The 17,049-nt window shown below is 68.0% G+C and carries 14 protein-coding genes and 1 pseudogene; 10 read left to right on the top strand and 5 right to left on the bottom strand.

Going from position 1 to position 17,049, the window contains the following annotated elements:
- Positions 1-38: 38 nt before the first annotated feature.
- The 7 genes and pseudogenes from metH (at position 39) to QN315_RS06640 (ending at position 9,485) form a co-directional block, all read left to right on the top strand.
- Entirely contained in the window at positions 39-3,545 is a 3,507-nt protein-coding gene (gene metH, locus QN315_RS06610) for a methionine synthase (protein WP_323992297.1), read from the top strand.
- Between the two features lie 42 nt (positions 3,546-3,587).
- On the top strand, positions 3,588-4,151 hold the full coding sequence (locus QN315_RS06615; RefSeq protein WP_323992299.1) for a hypothetical protein: 564 nt from the start codon (positions 3,588-3,590) through the stop codon (positions 4,149-4,151).
- Between the two features lie 54 nt (positions 4,152-4,205).
- Positions 4,206-4,957: pseudogene (locus QN315_RS06620) on the top strand (IS5 family transposase).
- Positions 4,958-5,303: 346 nt separating this feature from the next.
- Positions 5,304-6,356: an acyltransferase family protein gene (locus QN315_RS06625; protein ID WP_408904618.1), complete on the top strand. Its 1,053-nt coding sequence runs from the start codon at positions 5,304-5,306 to the stop codon at positions 6,354-6,356.
- A 194-nt stretch (positions 6,357-6,550) separates the two neighbouring features.
- A complete protein-coding gene (locus tag QN315_RS06630) occupies positions 6,551-7,063 on the top strand; it encodes a CvpA family protein (protein ID WP_323992305.1) in 513 nt (170 codons plus the stop codon).
- Between the two features lie 140 nt (positions 7,064-7,203).
- Positions 7,204-8,748 carry an amidophosphoribosyltransferase gene (gene purF / locus QN315_RS06635; RefSeq protein WP_323992307.1) on the top strand — a complete coding sequence of 515 codons (1,545 nt, stop codon included), beginning with the start codon at positions 7,204-7,206 and terminating at the stop codon, positions 8,746-8,748.
- Positions 8,745-9,485: an SDR family NAD(P)-dependent oxidoreductase gene (locus tag QN315_RS06640; protein ID WP_323992309.1), complete on the top strand. Its 741-nt coding sequence runs from the start codon at positions 8,745-8,747 to the stop codon at positions 9,483-9,485. Before purF ends, QN315_RS06640 begins: the two co-directional genes overlap by 4 nt.
- A gap of 38 nt (positions 9,486-9,523) precedes the next feature.
- Here QN315_RS06640 and QN315_RS06645 read toward each other — a convergent pair whose 3' ends face one another.
- Positions 9,524-10,291 carry an OmpH family outer membrane protein gene (locus QN315_RS06645; RefSeq protein WP_323992312.1) on the bottom strand — a complete coding sequence of 256 codons (768 nt, stop codon included), beginning with the start codon at positions 10,289-10,291 and terminating at the stop codon, positions 9,524-9,526.
- Between the two features lie 185 nt (positions 10,292-10,476).
- Here QN315_RS06645 and QN315_RS06650 point away from each other — a divergent pair, with 185 nt between their 5' ends.
- Positions 10,477-10,914, top strand: coding sequence for a hypothetical protein (locus QN315_RS06650; protein WP_323992314.1), 438 nt, complete (start codon positions 10,477-10,479; stop codon positions 10,912-10,914).
- Between the two features lie 123 nt (positions 10,915-11,037).
- On the opposite strand, the gene QN315_RS06655 is transcribed toward QN315_RS06650, so the two are convergent.
- From QN315_RS06655 to xseA, 3 genes are all read right to left on the bottom strand, one after another.
- Positions 11,038-11,511, bottom strand: coding sequence for a DNA-binding protein (locus QN315_RS06655; RefSeq protein WP_323992316.1), 474 nt, complete (start codon positions 11,509-11,511; stop codon positions 11,038-11,040).
- Positions 11,512-11,594: 83 nt separating this feature from the next.
- Complete coding sequence (locus QN315_RS06660; RefSeq protein ID WP_408904619.1) at positions 11,595-11,921, bottom strand: hypothetical protein; 327 nt, start codon at positions 11,919-11,921, stop codon at positions 11,595-11,597.
- Positions 11,922-12,060: 139 nt separating this feature from the next.
- The gene (gene xseA, locus QN315_RS06665) at positions 12,061-13,554 is read right to left on the bottom strand and encodes an exodeoxyribonuclease VII large subunit (RefSeq protein ID WP_408904595.1); all 1,494 of its coding nucleotides are present in this window, start codon (positions 13,552-13,554) and stop codon (positions 12,061-12,063) included.
- A gap of 64 nt (positions 13,555-13,618) precedes the next feature.
- Between xseA and purD the strand changes: the two genes are divergently transcribed.
- Entirely contained in the window at positions 13,619-14,899 is a 1,281-nt protein-coding gene (gene purD, locus QN315_RS06670; protein ID WP_323992322.1) for a phosphoribosylamine--glycine ligase, read from the top strand.
- 217 nt (positions 14,900-15,116) lie between these two features.
- On the opposite strand, the gene QN315_RS06675 is transcribed toward purD, so the two are convergent.
- A complete protein-coding gene (locus tag QN315_RS06675) occupies positions 15,117-16,148 on the bottom strand; it encodes a GlxA family transcriptional regulator (protein ID WP_323992325.1) in 1,032 nt (343 codons plus the stop codon).
- A gap of 12 nt (positions 16,149-16,160) precedes the next feature.
- Here QN315_RS06675 and QN315_RS06680 point away from each other — a divergent pair, with 12 nt between their 5' ends.
- Positions 16,161-16,853 (top strand): DJ-1/PfpI family protein, encoded by a 693-nt coding sequence (locus tag QN315_RS06680; RefSeq protein WP_323992328.1) that lies wholly within the window; start codon positions 16,161-16,163, stop codon positions 16,851-16,853.
- The last annotated feature ends 196 nt before the right edge of the window (positions 16,854-17,049 follow it).

Here is a 17,049-nt window from a genome sequence, read left to right on the forward strand (position 1 = left end):
CCCCACCCGCCCAATACAAGCCGGACGCCAGAACCGCCATGACCAGCCGCCCCCATCTTCTCGACGCGCTTCGCGACCAGGTCTTGCTGTGTGACGGCGGCATGGGGTCGCGCGTGCAGGTGCTGGACCTGGATGTCGAGCGCGACTATTGGGGCCAGGAGAACTGCACCGAGATCCTGAACCTGTCGCGCCCCGAACTGGTGCGCGAGATCCATCGCGGCTATTTCGAGGCCGGGGCGGACATGGTCGAGACCAATTCGTTCGGTGGCTCGCCCATCACGCTGGGCGAGTTCGGCCTGTCGGACCGGGCGCGCGAGATCAACCGCATTGCCGCCCATCTGGCGCGCGAGGCGGCCGAGAGCTTCGCCGACGGGCGCCATCGCTATGTCGTGGGCTCGGTGGGGCCGGGGACCAAGCTGCCGTCGCTGGGCAATATCGATTACGACACGCTGGAAGCCGGGCTGGCCGAGCAGTGCCGCGGCCTGATCGAGGGCGGGGTCGACGCGCTGCTGATCGAGACCTGCCAGGACACGCTGCAGATCAAGGCCGCGGTGAACGGCGCGAAGATTGCCCGGGCCGAGCTGGGGACCGACACGCCGGTCTTCGTGCAGGTCACGGTGGAGACCACCGGCACCCTGCTGGTCGGCCCAGACATCGCCGCCGCCGCCACCGCGATCCATGCGCTGGACGTGCCGCTGATGGGGCTGAACTGCGCCACCGGCCCGCAGGAGATGGCCGAGCATGTGCGCTGGCTGGCCGGCAACTGGCCGGGCCTGGTCTCGATCCAGCCCAATGCCGGCCTGCCCGAACTGGTGGACGGGCAGACCCATTATCCGCTGTCGCCGGCCGACATGGCCGTCTGGGTCGAGCGCTTCATCGCCGAGGACGGGCTGAACCTGGTGGGCGGCTGCTGCGGCACCTCGACCCCGCATATCGCGGCGCTGGACGCGATGCTGCGCCGCCGCGCCGGGGGCACGGGCCGCCGCCGCCCGGCCCCCGTCGCGCGCCGCCCGGTGTGGGTTCCGTCGGTCGCCAGCCTCTACACCCAGGTGCCGCTGCGCCAGGAAAACAGCTATTTCTCGATCGGCGAGCGCTGCAATGCCAACGGTTCGAAGAAATGGCGCAGCCTGCAGGAAGAGGCGGACTGGGACGGCTGCGTCGCCGTGGGCCGCGAGCAGGTGGCCGAGGGTTCGAACGCGCTGGATGTCTGCACCGCCTTCGTCGGCCGCGACGAGATGGCCGAGATGAACGCGGTGGTCACTCGCTTCACCGGTTCGGTCAACGCGCCGCTGGTGATCGATTCCACCGAGACCCCGGTGATCGAGGCGGCGCTGAAGCTGTATGGCGGCAAGGCGATCATCAATTCGATCAATTTCGAGGATGGCGAGCAGCACGCCCATGACCGCATGGTGCTGGCGCGCAAGTTCGGCGCCGCCGTGGTGGCGCTGACGATCGACGAAGTCGGCATGGCCAAGACCGCCGAGGACAAGCTGCGCATCGCCACCCGGCTGGTCGCATTCGCCTGCGACCGCCATGGGCTGCCGCAATCCGACCTGATGATCGACCCGCTGACCTTTACCATCGGCACGGGGGTCGAGGACGATCGCAAGCTGGGGTTGTGGACGCTGGAGGGCATCCGCCTGATCCGCGAGCGTTTCCCGGACATCCAGATCGTGCTGGGGCTGTCGAACATCTCGTTCGGCCTGAACCCGGCGGCGCGGGCGGTGCTGAACTCGGTCTTCCTGGACCATGCGGTGCGTGCCGGCATGACGGCGGCGATCGTCCATGTGTCCAAGATCCGTCCGCTGCACCTGATCCCCGAGGAAGAGGTGCGGGTGGCCGAGGACCTGATCTTCGACCGCCGCAGCGAGGGCTATGACCCGCTGCAGCGCCTGCTGGAACTGTTCGCCGACCGCAAGGCCAGCGATGCCGCGCGGAAGACCCGCGCCGAGACGGTCGAGGGGCGGCTGAAGGACCGCATCGTCGACGGCGACCGCAAGGGGCTGGAAGCCGACCTGGACGAGGCGATGCGGAGCATTCCGCCGCTGGACATCATCAACACCATCCTGCTGGACGGGATGAAGGTGGTGGGCGAGCTGTTCGGCGCCGGCAAGATGCAACTGCCCTTCGTGCTGCAATCGGCCGAGACCATGAAGGCCGCCGTCGCGCATCTGGAACCGCACATGGAGCGCGTCGACGGCCAGGCCCGCGGCACCATCGTGCTGGCGACCGTCAAGGGCGACGTGCATGACATCGGCAAGAACCTGGTCGACATCATCCTGACCAACAACGGCTATCGCGTCGTCAATCTGGGCATCAAGGTGCCGGTGGCCGAGATGATCGCCGCCGCCCGCGACCATCGGGCGGATGTGGTGGGCATGTCCGGCCTGCTGGTGAAATCCACCGTCATCATGCGCGAGAACCTGGAAGAGATGGCCCGCCAGGGGCTGGACGTGCCGGTCCTGCTGGGCGGCGCGGCCCTGACCCGCAATTACGTCGAGGAAGACTGCGCCGCCGCGTACGGCGCCGACGGCCGCGTGGCCTATGCCCGCGACGCGTTCGACGGGCTGTCGCTGATGGACCAGGTGACGCAGGGCGAATTCGACAATTACCTGGCCGCGGTGCGCGCCCGCCGCGCCGGCAAGGCCACCCGGTCGCGCCCGCGCGACATGGAACAAGCGGAGACGCGCGGATTCGCCCCGGTCGATCCGGCCGCCGCGCGCGCGCGGCGCCGGCGCCTGACCCAGGACGAGCCGGCTGTCGTGCCGCCCTTCTGGGGGGCCAGGGTCATCGAAGCCACGCCGGATGCGGTGCTGCCCTTTCTGAATGAGCGCTCGCTGTACCAGTTCCAGTGGGGCTTCAGGAAACAGGGCCGCTCGCTGGACGATTTCATGGTCTGGGCCCGGCAGGAACTGCGCCCCGTGCTGCGCCGCATGCTGGCGCTGGCGGCCGAGCAGGATATCCTGCGGCCGCAGGCCTGCTATGGCTACTGGAAGGCCGCCGGCGAGGGCAATGACCTGATCCTGTTCGAAGAGGACGGCGCCACCGAGGCCGCGCGCTTCACCCTGCCGCGCCAGCCGCGCGAGGACGGCGCGTGCATCGCCGATTTCGTCCGCGACGTCGATGACGCGCGGCGCGACGTGATCGGGCTGCAGGTCGTGACCGTCGGCCAGACCGCGTCGGACATGGCGCGCGAATGGTTCGAGGCCAACCGCTATAAGGATTACCTGTACCTGCACGGGCTGTCGGTCGAAATGGCCGAGGCGATGGCCGAATATACCCACAAGCGCATCCGCGCCGAGCTGGGCTTCGCCGCCGAGGACGACCGCGACATGGCGAAATTGCTGCAGCAGGGCTATCGCGGCTCGCGCTATTCGTTCGGCTATCCGGCCTGCCCGCGCCTGGAGGACCAGGAGCCGATCCTGACGCTGCTGGATGCCGGGCGAATCGGCGTGTCGCTGACCGACGGCTACCAACTGCATCCGGAACAATCGACCTCGGCGCTGGTGGTGCTGAACCGGCAGGCGAAATATTTCTCGATCTGAAACGAAATCGCCGGAAATGCCCGGCGGGCCGGGAACGGGAGATTGACCGGCGGTGGCCGCCGCCGCCATCATGCCGCCATGCCCCGCCTGCCGCCTGCCCCGCCCGATCCGCATGACGCGTCCCGCCGGAACGCGGCCGCCGGGGATGCCCCTGGGGATGACCATGGGGATGTGCAAGGCGATGCCCGGGCGGCGCTGGATGTGCTGTGGCGCAGGCTGGCCGGGTCGGATCCGGCGTCCCCCGACGGGCCGTCCGCCGCGGCATCCGGCGACGCGGGGGGCGTTTCGTCCCCCGACCCGCTGGCCGAACTGCGCCTGCGCCGCCTGCTGCGCAGTTTCGGCCTGCATGCCGAGCATTGCGTGGCGGCGCTGGTGGCCGACGACCGTGCCGCGCTGATCCGCGAAAGCGCCGACACGCTGAAACGGCTGATGGAAATCTGGGTCGCCTGCGACATCCCTGCCGCCTCGGTCTGGACCGAACTGGACCGCCGCACCCAGGTCGGCGAATTGCTGGCCAGCCTGAACCGCACGCCCGGCGGCCGGACCGGGCGGGCCGGCCGGGCCATCCCCCACCCCTGGCGCATCCGCACGACCAAGCTGCCCTAGGGTCTGTGGGGATTTGGGATTCCCATTTTAGCGGAGATGTGATTCACCCTCTGGATGGATCGCTTAGTACTGACCGATGCCCAATGGGCGAAGATAGAACCGCATTGCCTGGGTAAGCTGTCTGATCCCGGACGCAGTGGCCGCGACAACCGGCTATTCATTGAGGCGGTTCTTTGGATTGTCCGAACAGGCAGCCCATGGCGGGACCTTCCTGCCACATTCGGCAACTGGAATACGGCATTCCGTCGGTTTCGTGATTGGCGCGAAGCCGATGTTTTCAAGCGGATTTTTGATGCCTTGTCGGGAGACCCCGACATGGAATACGCCATGGTTGATGCCACTATCGTCAAGGTCCACCGGCACGGCCAAGGCGCAAAAGGGGGACTCAGAGCCAGGCCATTGGTCGTTCCAAAGGCGGGATAACGACCAAGATCCTGGCCCTGACCGATGCCTTGGGCAACCTTGTTCGCTTCAAACTGCTACCGGGGAACCGCTACGACACGATCGGCGTCGCCCCTTTGATCGATGGCATCAACTTCGAAGCCCTGCTGGGCGACAAGGCCTTTGATGCCAACTGGATCATCGAAGAACTCGACCAGCGAGGAGCGAAAGTCGTCATCTCACAACGGTCACAGCGCAAGAACCCGCGCGCCATTGACGAAGAGATATACAAATGGCGTCACCTGATCGAGAACTTCTTCTGCAAACTCAAGGAGTTCAAGCGCATCGCCATGCGAGCCTGCAAAACCGACCGGAGCTTCGAGGCGATGATATATCTCGCCGCAGGTGTCATCAACTCACGTTAAATCCCCACAGACCCTAGTGTCCTGATTCCGAAATTCGCAAACGAATTTTGAAATCGAAAGGACACCAGAATCAATATTTTAGTGGCCTGCTGGTCCGTCTGAACGGATCTGCCCTGATGTCGTCGCGGCCCGTTATGCTGCCGCCTTGACGTATTCCGCGTTCGAATTGACGAAAAACAAGAACGTTTCGCGGGGTGGAAATCACAATCACGACAAGTCTCATTATGTGTCGGAATGTTAAAAATTTAGTAATACCATATTGTTTTTAATACTGACATAGCCATTCCGGTACCGGGTTCGGACGATGTCAATTCACAAAAAACAATATTACAGATTTATCGAGCCAATGCGATTTATATGCTCGATATTTATAATGACGCATCATTGCTTTATTTATCTGACGAATTATAATTTTCTTAATCATACACATGTATTGGTCGATTTTTTCTTTCTGTTGAGCGGGTTTGTCGCAGGCAATGCGGATGAACAGAAAATAGTTTCGGGAACGGCAACATTCGGGGGCTATGCCCGGCATCGGCTTCTGCGCCTGGCGCCGCTGATGATACTCGGCGTGGCCGTCGGCTCTGTCGTTCTGATCATGAGACATCCTCATGCGGGGGCGGCATTTACTGCCCAGGTCGTGCTGTTCGGCGTTCTGAACCTTCTTCTTCTGCCGAAATTCTGGTCGGCGTCGGGTTTTCCGGACTATGCCGTCGTCTCGGATCCGCCCCTCTATACCGTGTTGTATCAGACCGCGGTCACCTTGTTCTGGGCCCGGTTCCTGGCAGGGGCTTCGACCCGGTGGCTCGTCTGCCTGGCCATCGTCCTGGGGATTGCGCTGGGGGGCGTCGCGCATCGCGTCGGCGGCTTCAATATCGGCTGGGGGAGTTCGGGCGCCGGCTGGGGGTATCTGAGAACGGGCTATGATTTCGTCGCCGGGCTGGTGATCTTCAGGTTCAGCCGCGCGATTCTTGGGCGCATGCCCTGGCATCCCGCCTTTGCGGTGCTGGCCGTCGGGACGATCCTGCTGATCGTCTTTCCGCCCTTCTCCTCGCTTCCCTGGCGGCTGGCCACTTTCTACGCCCTGCCGCCGGCCGCGCTGATCCTGGGCCTCTCGGCGGGGGATCGCCGGCTGGTACCGGGCGATGTGTGGCTGGGCCGGCTGTCCTATGCCAATTACGTCGTCCACACGCCCATCCTGTTCTTTGTCGCGCTGCTCATCGGGAGTACGTCGAACCTTGTCGTGATCGCCCTGGTGGCATGCCTCTGCGTGGCCGTCGCGGCCCTGGCGATGACCTGTTACGACCAGCCGGTCTCCGGCTGGCTGCGAAAGCGGGCAAGCCTGTCGCTTGTCGCGCGTCCGGTATCGGGCGAGGTGAAAGAGACCGGGGCCGCCTGACGCCCCTGCATGGTCCGACACGTTACCCCTTGCCCTCCGGTACGGCCGACATGCCGGCCGGGCTCTTTTCCCCGTCCTCGTGCGCTGGCATAAGCGGCCACATCCGCGCCACATGTCGGGCCGATCCTTTCCGGCCCCCAGCCCGAGGAGCGTTCCTGCCTGATGCCGCACGGCAACCCGACGAGCGATCGCCGATGAACTGGCCACCGACGGGCCCGGAATGGGTCGATCTGTCGGCCGGGCTGGTGGTGATCGTCTCGGCCCTGTTCGGCTATGGCCGGGGGCTGGTGCGCGAGGTGCTGGGCCTGGGCACCTGGGCCGGGGCACTGCTGCTGGCCGCGCGCTGGACGGCGCCGGTCGAACGGGTGCTGGCCCCGCATCTCGGCAATCCGCTGCTGGCCAATACGCTGGGCTTCGCGCTGCCGTTCATCGGCTTGCTGATCGTCTTCACCCTGGTCGCGCAGGCCTGCGGCCGGATCGTCCGTGACTCCCTGCTGGGCGGGCTGAACAGCATGCTGGGGCTGCTGTTCGGCGGGCTGCGCGGCTATGGGCTGCTGGTCGTGGCCTATCTGCTGGCCAGCCTGGTGAGCGCGCCGTCCGACTGGCCCGCGCCGGTGCACATGGCGCGCGTCACCCCCCTGGTCGAGCAGGGGGCCTTCCTTCTACGGCGCTGCCTGCCCATCTTCCTGCAGCCGAAGCTTGCGTAAGATGCTTGCGTCGGACGGGCGGACGCGTCATGACGCCCCGGACCGGACCCGTTTGGGATCTCGCCCGCGCCCATATGCCGACCACGCGCCCCGCCCCCGATGCCACCCCGGGCGCCCGTCGAGGAAAGAGAGTGCCGACCATGCCGACCCGTTACCCGCCCCAGGAAGACGCCGCGCACGACGCCACGCACGACGCCGGCGATGCCGCATACGAATCCTGGCATGATGACGACAAGCCGCATGAGGAATGCGGCGTCTTCGGCGTCTGGAACGTCAACGACGCCTCGGCCCTGACCGCGCTGGGCCTGCATGCCCTGCAGCATCGCGGGCAGGAGGCGACGGGCATCGTGTCCTATGACGGCGCGCGCTTCCATACGCACAAGGGGCTGGGCCTGGTCGGCGACGTGTTCGGCGACGCGCGGGTGATGACCACGCTGCCCGGCCATCGCGCGGTGGGGCACAACCGCTATGCCACCACCGGCGCCACCTTGATCCGCAACGTGCAGCCGCTTTTCGCCGATTTCGAGTTCGGCGGCCTGGCCGTCGCCCATAACGGGAACCTGACCAATGCCGAGGCGCTGCGCCGGGCGCTGGTGCGCCGGGGCTGCATCTTCCAGTCCACCACCGACAGCGAGGTCTTCATCCACCTGATCGCGATCTCGCTTTATTCCAACGTGGTGGACCGGCTGATCGACGCGCTGAAGCAGGTGCTGGGCGCCTATTCGCTGGTGGCGCTGTCGCGCGACGCGCTGATCGGCGTGCGCGATCCGCTGGGTGTCCGCCCGCTGATCCTGGGCCGCATCGCCGGCGACAACGGTGCCGCGCCGTCATGGGTGCTGGCCAGCGAGACCTGCGCGCTGGACATCGTGGGCGCCGAATTCGTCCGCGACGTCGAACCGGGCGAGATCGTCATCATCGACAATGACGGCGTGCGCTCGGTCAAGCCGTTCGGCGCGCAGGAGCCGCGTTTCTGCGTGTTCGAATATATCTATTTCGCCCGTCCGGACTCGGTGCTGGACGGCAAGCCGGTCTATGAGGCCCGCAAGCGCATCGGCATGGAACTGGCCCGCGAGAGCGCGGTCGAGGCCGACGTCATCGTCCCGGTGCCGGATTCCGGCGTGCCCTCGGCCATGGGCTATGCGGCGGCCAGCGGCATTCCCTTCGAGCTTGGCATCATCCGCAACCATTATGTCGGCCGCACCTTCATCGAGCCGACCGACCAGATCCGCCATCTGGGCGTCAAGCTGAAACACTCGACCAACCGGCCGGTTCTGGACGGCAAGCGCGTGGTGCTGGTCGACGATTCGATCGTGCGCGGCACGACCTCGCGCAAGATCGTCGACATGGTCCGCGCCGCCGGCGCGCGCGAGGTGCATATGCGCATTTCCTCGCCTCCCACCACGCATTCCTGCTTCTACGGCATCGATACGCCCGAGCGCAGCAAGCTGCTGGCCGCGCAGCACGACCTGAAGGAAATGGCCGAACTGATCGGCGTCGACAGCCTGGCCTTCATCTCGTTCGACGGGCTGTATCGCGCGCTGGGCCATGCCGACCGCAAGGCCGCCGAAGGCCGTTACTGCGACGCGTGCTTTACCGGCGATTATCCGATCCGGCTGGTGGACCAGGAGGAGGCCGAAGCGGGGGCTGGGACTGGGACTGGGGCCACGCTGCCCGGCGCCGCGTGACGGCACGCCTGCCGCCATGCCTGCCCGAGGGCAGCGTGGCGCTGGTCACCGGGGCCAGCCGCGGCATCGGCCGCGCCACGGCCCTGGCCCTGGCCGAGGACGGCGCGCACTGCGTCCTGACCGCCCGCAGCCAGGGCGGGCTTGAGGAAACCGACGACCTGATCGCCCGCCGCACCGGGCGGAGCGCCACCCTGCTGCCGCTGGACCTGCGCGAGGGGGCGGCGATCGACGCGCTGGGTCCGTCGATCGCCGCCCGCTTCGGCCGGCTGGACATCCTGGTGCATTGCGCCGCGACGCTGGGGGTGCTGACCCCCGTCACCCACATGCGCGCCGAGGATTGGGAGGCGGCCCTGGCGATCAACGCCACCGCCGCCTGGCGGCTGATCCGCACGGCGGCGCCGCTGCTGGACCGCGCCCCGGCCGGACGGGCGGTCTTCCTGACCGACGGCCATGCCGTCCGCCCTGCCAGCTTCTGGGGCATGATGGCGGCGTCGAAGGCGGCGATGGAGGCCGCGGTCCTGAGCTGGGCCGACGAAATCGCGCCGGGCAGCGCGCTGCGCGTCAATCTCTACGATCCGGGTCCGGTTGCCACCCGGCTGAGGGTCCAGGCCATGCCGGCCGCCGACCTTGCCCCGCTGCCCCGCCCGGACGCGGTCGCTCCGGCGATCGCCGCGCTGTGCCGGCCCGGCGAAACCCGGCATGGCCAGCGCATCGCCGGCCAGCACATCGCCGGGTAGCGCCGCGGGATGCCCCCCGGGACGTCGGGGCGGGAATGTTATCCCTGCTGGCCCGGGTCGCTCATCTGGACCGGCGCGGTCGGGAACTTGCCCGATTTGGCCACCACTTCCGGGTCCTCGTTCGCCGCCGGCAGGTAGACATGCGGCAGGATCGTGTTCAACTGCGCGATCACCTGGTCGGTGATGTCCACCTGCGGCCCGTGCAGCACCGCCCCGCCCGACTGCATCACCAGGGTCAGGCCGCGCGATTTCGACACCGAGGCGACGACCTGCCCGACCTCGCGCTGTACCTGGTTCATCGCGATCTGGATGTCTTCCTGCAGGATCCGGTTGCGGTTGCCGAATTTCCGCTGGTCGGCCGCCACGCGCTGCTGCAGCGCGCGCTGCTGGGCCTCGGCCTTGTCGCGCGGCGCGGACATCATGCGCTGGCGCAGGGTCTGGACCTCGGTCTCCTCGGCGCGGACGTCGTGGATCAGCGCGTCGCGCCGGCCGGCCATCTCCTGCTCGACCTGCTGCACGGCGACCGATTGGCGCATGATCTCGGCCGGGTCGAACAGGCCGATCACCGGCGCCGGCGGCCGCGGGCCGGCGGGCAGCGGACCGAAGACCGGCACGGCCGGCGCCGGCAGGACGGGCGCCGCCCCGGCCGGGGCCTCGCCGTCCGAAGCGGCGGGGGCGGCAGCGGCGGCCGGGCGGGTCGGCGCGGCATGGGCGGCCCCGGCGCACAGCACGGCGCACAGGCCGAACAGGGTCGGCCGGAAGGTCGGAACGACGCCACGGGCAGCGGCACGGATAAGATCGGTCATACTCGCGGTCCGGGTCCTATGCGCGGGCCGGGCCCAGGCGCGGTGCGGAAAAAACATGCCTCGTTGCCTAGCCGATCAGGCGGGGCATGACCAGCCCCCGCCCGGAGGGAAAACCGTCCACGACCGGTGAACGCCGCAGCTTCCCATGCGATACTGGGTCAGCCACAACAGGCGAGGGTTTTCCCATGACCGACCATGTTCCATCCTCTCGGCATGCCGGCCTGGCGATCGCATGCGTGGTGCTGGCGATGTCCGCCCTGGTGATGTCCACGCGGGTGATGCCCGCCTTGGCCGCGCCGCCGCGCGGTGCGCAGGTGGCCATTCCGCATTCGGCCTATCCGGACGGCACGGGGGATTCGCTGATCGACCGGCTGAACGCCGCGCAACTGGCACCGAACTATCGCGGCCCGGTCTATTATCCCGGTCAGCCGGCCCCGCCGGCACAGCCCCTGAATCCGCAGGACCTGCCCCCCAATGTGCCGCAGGTCGTCCCGCCGCCGTCACCGGGCATGGGGGCGCCGCAACCATCGATGCAGCCGCTGATGCGAGCGCCGATGGGGGCACCGATGAGGGCGCCGATGGGGCCGTCGGCCCCGCCCTGCGCGGCGGGTAAGCTGTGCTGAGTGGAGCGCCTGTCATGGCGTCCGTCATAATTTCGCTATAATTCGGATCGAGACAGGTCTGTGTGGCGTCGGTGCGTGATGCAAAATGTTCCCGGCGCCACACTTTCTTTTCTTCCGCCCGCGTTACAGCCGCCACAGCAGCGGGGTATGCGACAGGAAGATCACCCCCAGACCGGCGACGAACAGCGTCTTGAGCGCCAGCGGGCCGCCTGCCTCGACCAGAGCGTCCAGGGTCGCGATCCGCATGAACGGATCGACCGGCGGCACGGGCCGGCCGCGCGCGTCGAGCGGCATGGGGCCGGCGGCACGCACCTGCCATTCCTGGCGCTGGCGGGCCTGCTCGGCGGACGAGATCCGGGCCCGGGCATAGAGCGCATCGACATAGCGATCCAGATCGTCGATCGGGTACAGCGGCGTTCGCCCCAGCCGTCGCGTCGGGCGCGGCCCGGCTTTCAGCATGCCCAGGGCGCGCAGGCGGCGCGCCGGAATCCCCAGATGGGATGCGGCGTCGCGCAGCGGCAGCAGCCGCCGCATGGGAAAGAGGTGGACGGTCGCCGTGCCGTCGTCGGCGTCATCCAGAGGGGTGCGGCCGGTCATGCCCCAACGATGTTGCGGCGAGGCGCGCAAAGTCAATCACAACCTGCCGGGCCGTGCGATGCGCCGTGCATAAGCCTTATGCTTTAGCGGCAGATGTGCCGGTTGCCGTCCGCCCCGATATAGGTGCCGGTCAGCGGCTCGAAACAGGCGCTCATCACGCAGCTATTGCCGGAGGCCAGCGGTGCGGGATTGATCCGTGCCGCCACTGCCATGTCCTCGCGCGCCGCGGCGCCGCATAAGGGCGTATCGGCCGGCGCAGACGGGTCGTTGACCAGTTGCGCCGCGTTCGCCGGGGGCGGTTCCTCGCCGGTGACGCCGGGCGCGAATTGCAGCGGTGGCCGGCGCGTCGCTGTGGGCGCGGAGCGGGCCACGGGCTGAGGCTGCGCCGCGCAGCCGGCCAGCGCCAGCATCGCGGCTCCGCCGAACAGCCGCGCCCAGAAGCGCAAGGGGAAGCGCAGGGGGGAGCGCACGGGAATGGGCCGGGGCGCTGCGTTCATGACTGCATCCTTTGTGTCCTCTTGTGTCCTCTGCCGATCTGGCGTCGCGCGATCAGATATCCAATGTCCCCTGGCCGTCCCTGGCCGGCCGTTCGGCCCGGACCGGCACCTCGGCATCCGCGAAGGTCAGGACCAGGCGGCCGCCCGGCCGTACCTCGCCCGCGCGCGTTACGGGCGTGCCGGTCGGGTCGCGCACCAGCACATAGCCGCGTTGCAGCACCGCCATCGGCGACAGCGATTCGAGCCGTCCCTCCAGGCCCGTCAGGTGGGCCCGCCGCTCGCGCAGCATGGCGGCCAGCGGCGCCGGCGACAGCCGGGCCCGGTCGGCCCGCGACCGTCCGTCGCGCAGCGCGTGGCGCAGGCCCGATTCCAGCCGGCTGGCCAGCAGGTCCAGCCGCGCCCGTGCCGGGCCGGTCAGCAACGCCGGCGCGGGCAGCGCCCGCCCGGCCGCCAGCAGCGCCGCCCGTCGTCGCTCGACCAGGGCCGGCAGCGCCAGGCCCAGCCGGTGTCCGCGATCGTCCAGCCGCATCCGCGCGGTGCCCAGCAGCGACGGCAGGTCCGGCAGCCGGCCCGCCGTGCGGTCCAGGCGCAGGCGCAGCATCTGCGTCAGTCGCGCCAGCCCGCTGGTCAGCCGCGCGCCCCGGTGCGCCAGGTCGGCGACAAGTTCCGCCCGGGCCGGCGCCGCCAACTCGGCCGCCGCCGTGGGCGTCGGCGCCCGCCGGTCGGACACGAAATCGATCAGGGTGGTATCGGTTTCGTGCCCCACGGCGGAGATCAGCGGAATCCGGCACGCGGCCGCCGCGCGCAGCACGTCTTCGTCGTTGAAGGCCATCAGGTCCTCGAGCGACCCGCCGCCCCGCGCGACGATCAGCACGTCGGGCCGCGGGATCCGTCCCTGTCCGTCGATCGCGTCGAACCCGGCGATCGCCGCGGCGATCCGGGCCGCCGCGCCCTCGCCCTGTACCGGCACGGGCCAGACCAGCAGCGGCAGCGGGAAGCGCCGGGCGATGGTGGTGCGGATGTCGTGCAGCACCGCCCCCTGCGCCGAGGTCACGACCCCGATCACCGACGGCAGGAACGGCAGGGGCCGCTTGCGCTCGGCGTCGAACAGCCCCTCGGCCGCCAGTTTCTGGCGCAGCCGCTCGATGCGCGCCAGCAGCGCGCCCTCGCCCGCGTAATCCAGCCGGTCGATGATCAGTTGATAGGACGAGCGTTCGCCGTAGGACGAGATCTTGCCGGTGGCCACGACCTCGACGCCGTTCTCGGGCTTCAGCCCCAGGCGCGCGACCGAGCCGCGCCAGACCACGGCGGCGATCTTGCCGCCCTCGTCCTTCAGCGAGAAATAGAGATGGCCTGACGGGTAGCGCTTGAATTCGGTGATCTCGCCGCGCACCCGCACCCGGCCGAACGTGCCCTCGAGCGTGCGGCGGATCGCCCCCGAGATTTCGGAGACCGTGTATTCCGGCACGTTGCCCGGTCCTGCATGACCAGATCCCGCGTTACCGGGTGTGGGGCCCTGCCCTGGGTCGCGAAGCGTTTCGTCCATCGGGCCAAGGTATGATAGAGACGGCCCGGCCGAAAGGGCGTGGATCGAAACTGGGAGCGAATGAATGCGGGTTCTGCTGGTCGGATCGGGCGGACGGGAACATGCCATGGCGGCGGCGATCGCGCGCTCGCCCAGGCTGGACGCCCTGTTCATCGCCCCCGGCAACCCGGGCACCGCCGCCCTGGGCACCAACGTGGCGATCGCCGCCGACGACGTGCCGGCCCTGGTCGCCCTGGCCCGGGCCGAGCGGATCGACCTGGTCGTACCAGGCCCCGAGGCGCCGCTGGTCGCGGGCCTGGCCGATGCCTGCGCCGCCGCCGGCATCCCCTGCGCCGGGCCCAGCCTGGCCGCCGCGGCGCTGGAGGGCAGCAAGAGCTTCACCAAGGAAATCTGCGACGCCGCGCGCATTCCGACCGCGAAATGGGAACGGTTCGACGCCATCGCGCCGGCGCTGGAGTTCGTCCGCCGCCGGGGCGCGCCGATCGTGATCAAGGCCGACGGCCTGGCGGCCGGCAAGGGCGTGGTGGTGGCGCAGAGCGTGGCCGAGGCCGAGGACGCCGTCCGCGCGATGATGGAGGACGAGACCCTGGGCGCGGCCGGCCGGTCGGTGGTGATCGAGGAATGCCTGACCGGCGACGAGGTGTCGCTGTTCGCCTTCTGCGCCGGGGAAACCGCCGTGCTGATCGGCGCGGCGCAGGACCACAAGCGTATCGGCGAGGGCGATACCGGCCCCAATACCGGCGGCATGGGCGCGGTCTCGCCGCCCGCCGGATTCGACCGCGCGACGCAGGACGCGGCGCTGGACCTGCTGGTCCGCCCCATGCTGGCGGAGATGGTCCGCCGCGGCACGCCCTTTCGCGGCGTGATCTTCGCCGGGCTGATGCTGACCGAGGACGGGCCGAAACTGATCGAATACAATGTGCGCTTCGGCGACCCCGAGGCCCAGGCGCTGCTGATCCGGCTGCAATCCGATCTGCTGCCGGCCCTGGCGTCGGTCGCTGACGGCACGCTGGATGCCGCCGACATCCGCTTCTCGGACGAGCATTCCATCAGCATCGTGCTGGCCGCGCGCGGCTATCCCGGCCGGCCGGCCGCCGGCGGGGTGATCGAGGATATCGAAGCCGCCGCGGCGCTGCCCGGCGTCGCCGTCTTCCATGCCGGCACCCGGCGGGACGATGCGGGCCGGCTGGTCGCGGCCGGCGGCCGTGTCCTGACCGTGTGCGCCACGGGGGCGACGTTGCAAGAGGCCCGCGCGCGTGCCTATGGCGGCGTGGCGCGGATCCGCTGGCCGGATGCGGTCTGGCGCCGCGACATCGGCGCGCGCGCGCTGCGCGCGGGCGGCTGACGCCGGCCCGGCTGCGCCGCGATGGCCGGGATCGGGGAACAGGTGTGATTCGATCCGGCCAGCCGGTCCGCGCGGGCGATCGGTTCGGGCCGGGCGTGCATGGAAGGCGCAATCGCCGGGTCATGTCCCGTCGCCGGCACCGGCCCAGCGCTGGCGCGACGAAAACGTCCCGATCAGTGCCGCAGCAAGCTGGCTGCTCTCGCGAGCAGGGTGACTTTCACCCTCCAAAGTGGTCACGGTAATCGCCCGGTGTTGTCGACAGACAACGAAGAAAACCACGCCGAAGGGTTTCCTCTGAACCGAATCCGCACCGTTCGGCGATACGTTTGATGGGGAGGGCGGTTTCGGCCAGCAGGCGACAGGCAGCCTCCACGCGCAATTCCTCGACAGCCCGCAATGGTGTCCGGCCCGTGGCCCGGACATAGTGTCGGCTGAAACTGCGTTCGCTCATGCCTGCCTGTTCAGCCAGGCGTGATAATGTCAGGTCGCTGGCGAGATTCGTCGCCATCCAGCTATGCAGAGTATCGAACCTGCCTCCGCCCATCTGCAGGGCGAGCAGCGTGCTGAACTGGGCCTGACCGCCAGGACGTTTGAGAAACACGACCAGATCTCGTGCCACCGCCAGCGCGACATCGCGTCCAAGGTCGGATTCCACCTGAGCCAGGGCTAGATCGATCCCGGCCGTAACGCCGGCCGACGTCCATATCGTGCCGTCCCGAATGAAAATCGGATCGGGCTCGACGCTTATGGCGGGAAAGCGCTGGGCCAGTTCGGCGCAGCGCGACCAATGCGTGACGGCACGCCTGTTGTCGAGCAATCCTGCCTCCGCCAATAGAAAGGCGCCCGTGCAGATCGAGGCCACGCGCCGGGCCGCTTGTGCGCGATTGCGCAGCCAGTTCACCAGAATGGGGTTGGCGGCGGCCTCATTCACACCGATCCCGCCTGCGACCAGGAGCGTGTCGACGGGCAGGGTCATGGGCGGCAACGGTTGCGCCACCAACCCCAGTCCGGAGGAACTGGTCACGACCGATTGCGCCGCGATCATGACCGGGGCGTAAAAAGCGGCCGCACGGCCGGAATGTCTGACGGCGATATTCGCGGATCCAAAGACCTGAAGCGGACCGGTGACGTCGAGCAGTTGCACGTTCGGAAAGGCCAGGATCTCGACACGGCGAGGGAAGTTTGGCGGAAAATGAGGATCATCTGGCATGGCCGCCAGATCCTGCACCGGTAGAGTGATTTCATTCAACCATAGAAAGACATGATCACCATGGCGCTGCGTATTGGATTGATGCTGTTTCCACGGGTACAGCAACTGGATCTGACCGGACCCTATGAAGTTTTTGCCATGCTTCCGGATTGCCAAGTCGATCTGGTGGCACGAACCATGCAGCCGGTGGCGACCGCAACCGGGCTGACCCTGATGCCGACGACAACATTTGAGACGTGTGGTGCCTATGACGTCCTGTGCGTGCCGGGCGGGGTGGGAATTACACCGCTGCTGAAAGACGGGGATGCCTTGGATTTCGTGCGACGACAGGCTGGGACGGCACGCTATGTCACGTCCGTCTGCACCGGTGCGCTATTGCTGGGTGCTGCGGGATTACTGCGCGGGCGGCGCGCCACGACGCATTGGAATGCGCTGGATCTGCTGCCGCTCTATGGAGCCGAGGCCGTTCGTGAACGGGTCGTGCGGGACGGGAACCTGATTACGGGAGGCGGGGTAACTGCGGGGATCGATTTCGCGCTGACGCTGGCGGGAGAAATTTTCGGACATGAGGCCGCGCAGGCCGTTCAGTTGCAGTTGGAATATGCCCCGGCTCCCCCATACAATGCCGGGACGCCGGACGGTGCGCCCCCGACGGTGGTGGCGAAGGTTCGTGCGCGACTGGAGGGGGTACGGGCGGAACGAGAAGATATCGTGCGACGGAGCGCGTCTGACAGATATCATTGAATAGATATTGTTCATTACGTCTTTGCATATGAGGCGTTTACCGCTCTCGCCAACATCAAGAACGCCAGAAGGTCCGCAACGGCCAGACAAGCCACCCCGATTGTCGACGCAGCAAGTTGCGTCACCGGAAAGCAGGAGGTCGAGAGCGAACCCGACAATTGGATGACCAGATATGCGCTCTCACCCGTTGGGCGGG

The sequence above is a fragment of the Nguyenibacter sp. L1 genome (assembly GCF_035199985.1).
GTDB classification, from domain to species: Bacteria; Pseudomonadota; Alphaproteobacteria; order Acetobacterales; family Acetobacteraceae; genus Gluconacetobacter; species Gluconacetobacter vanlangensis.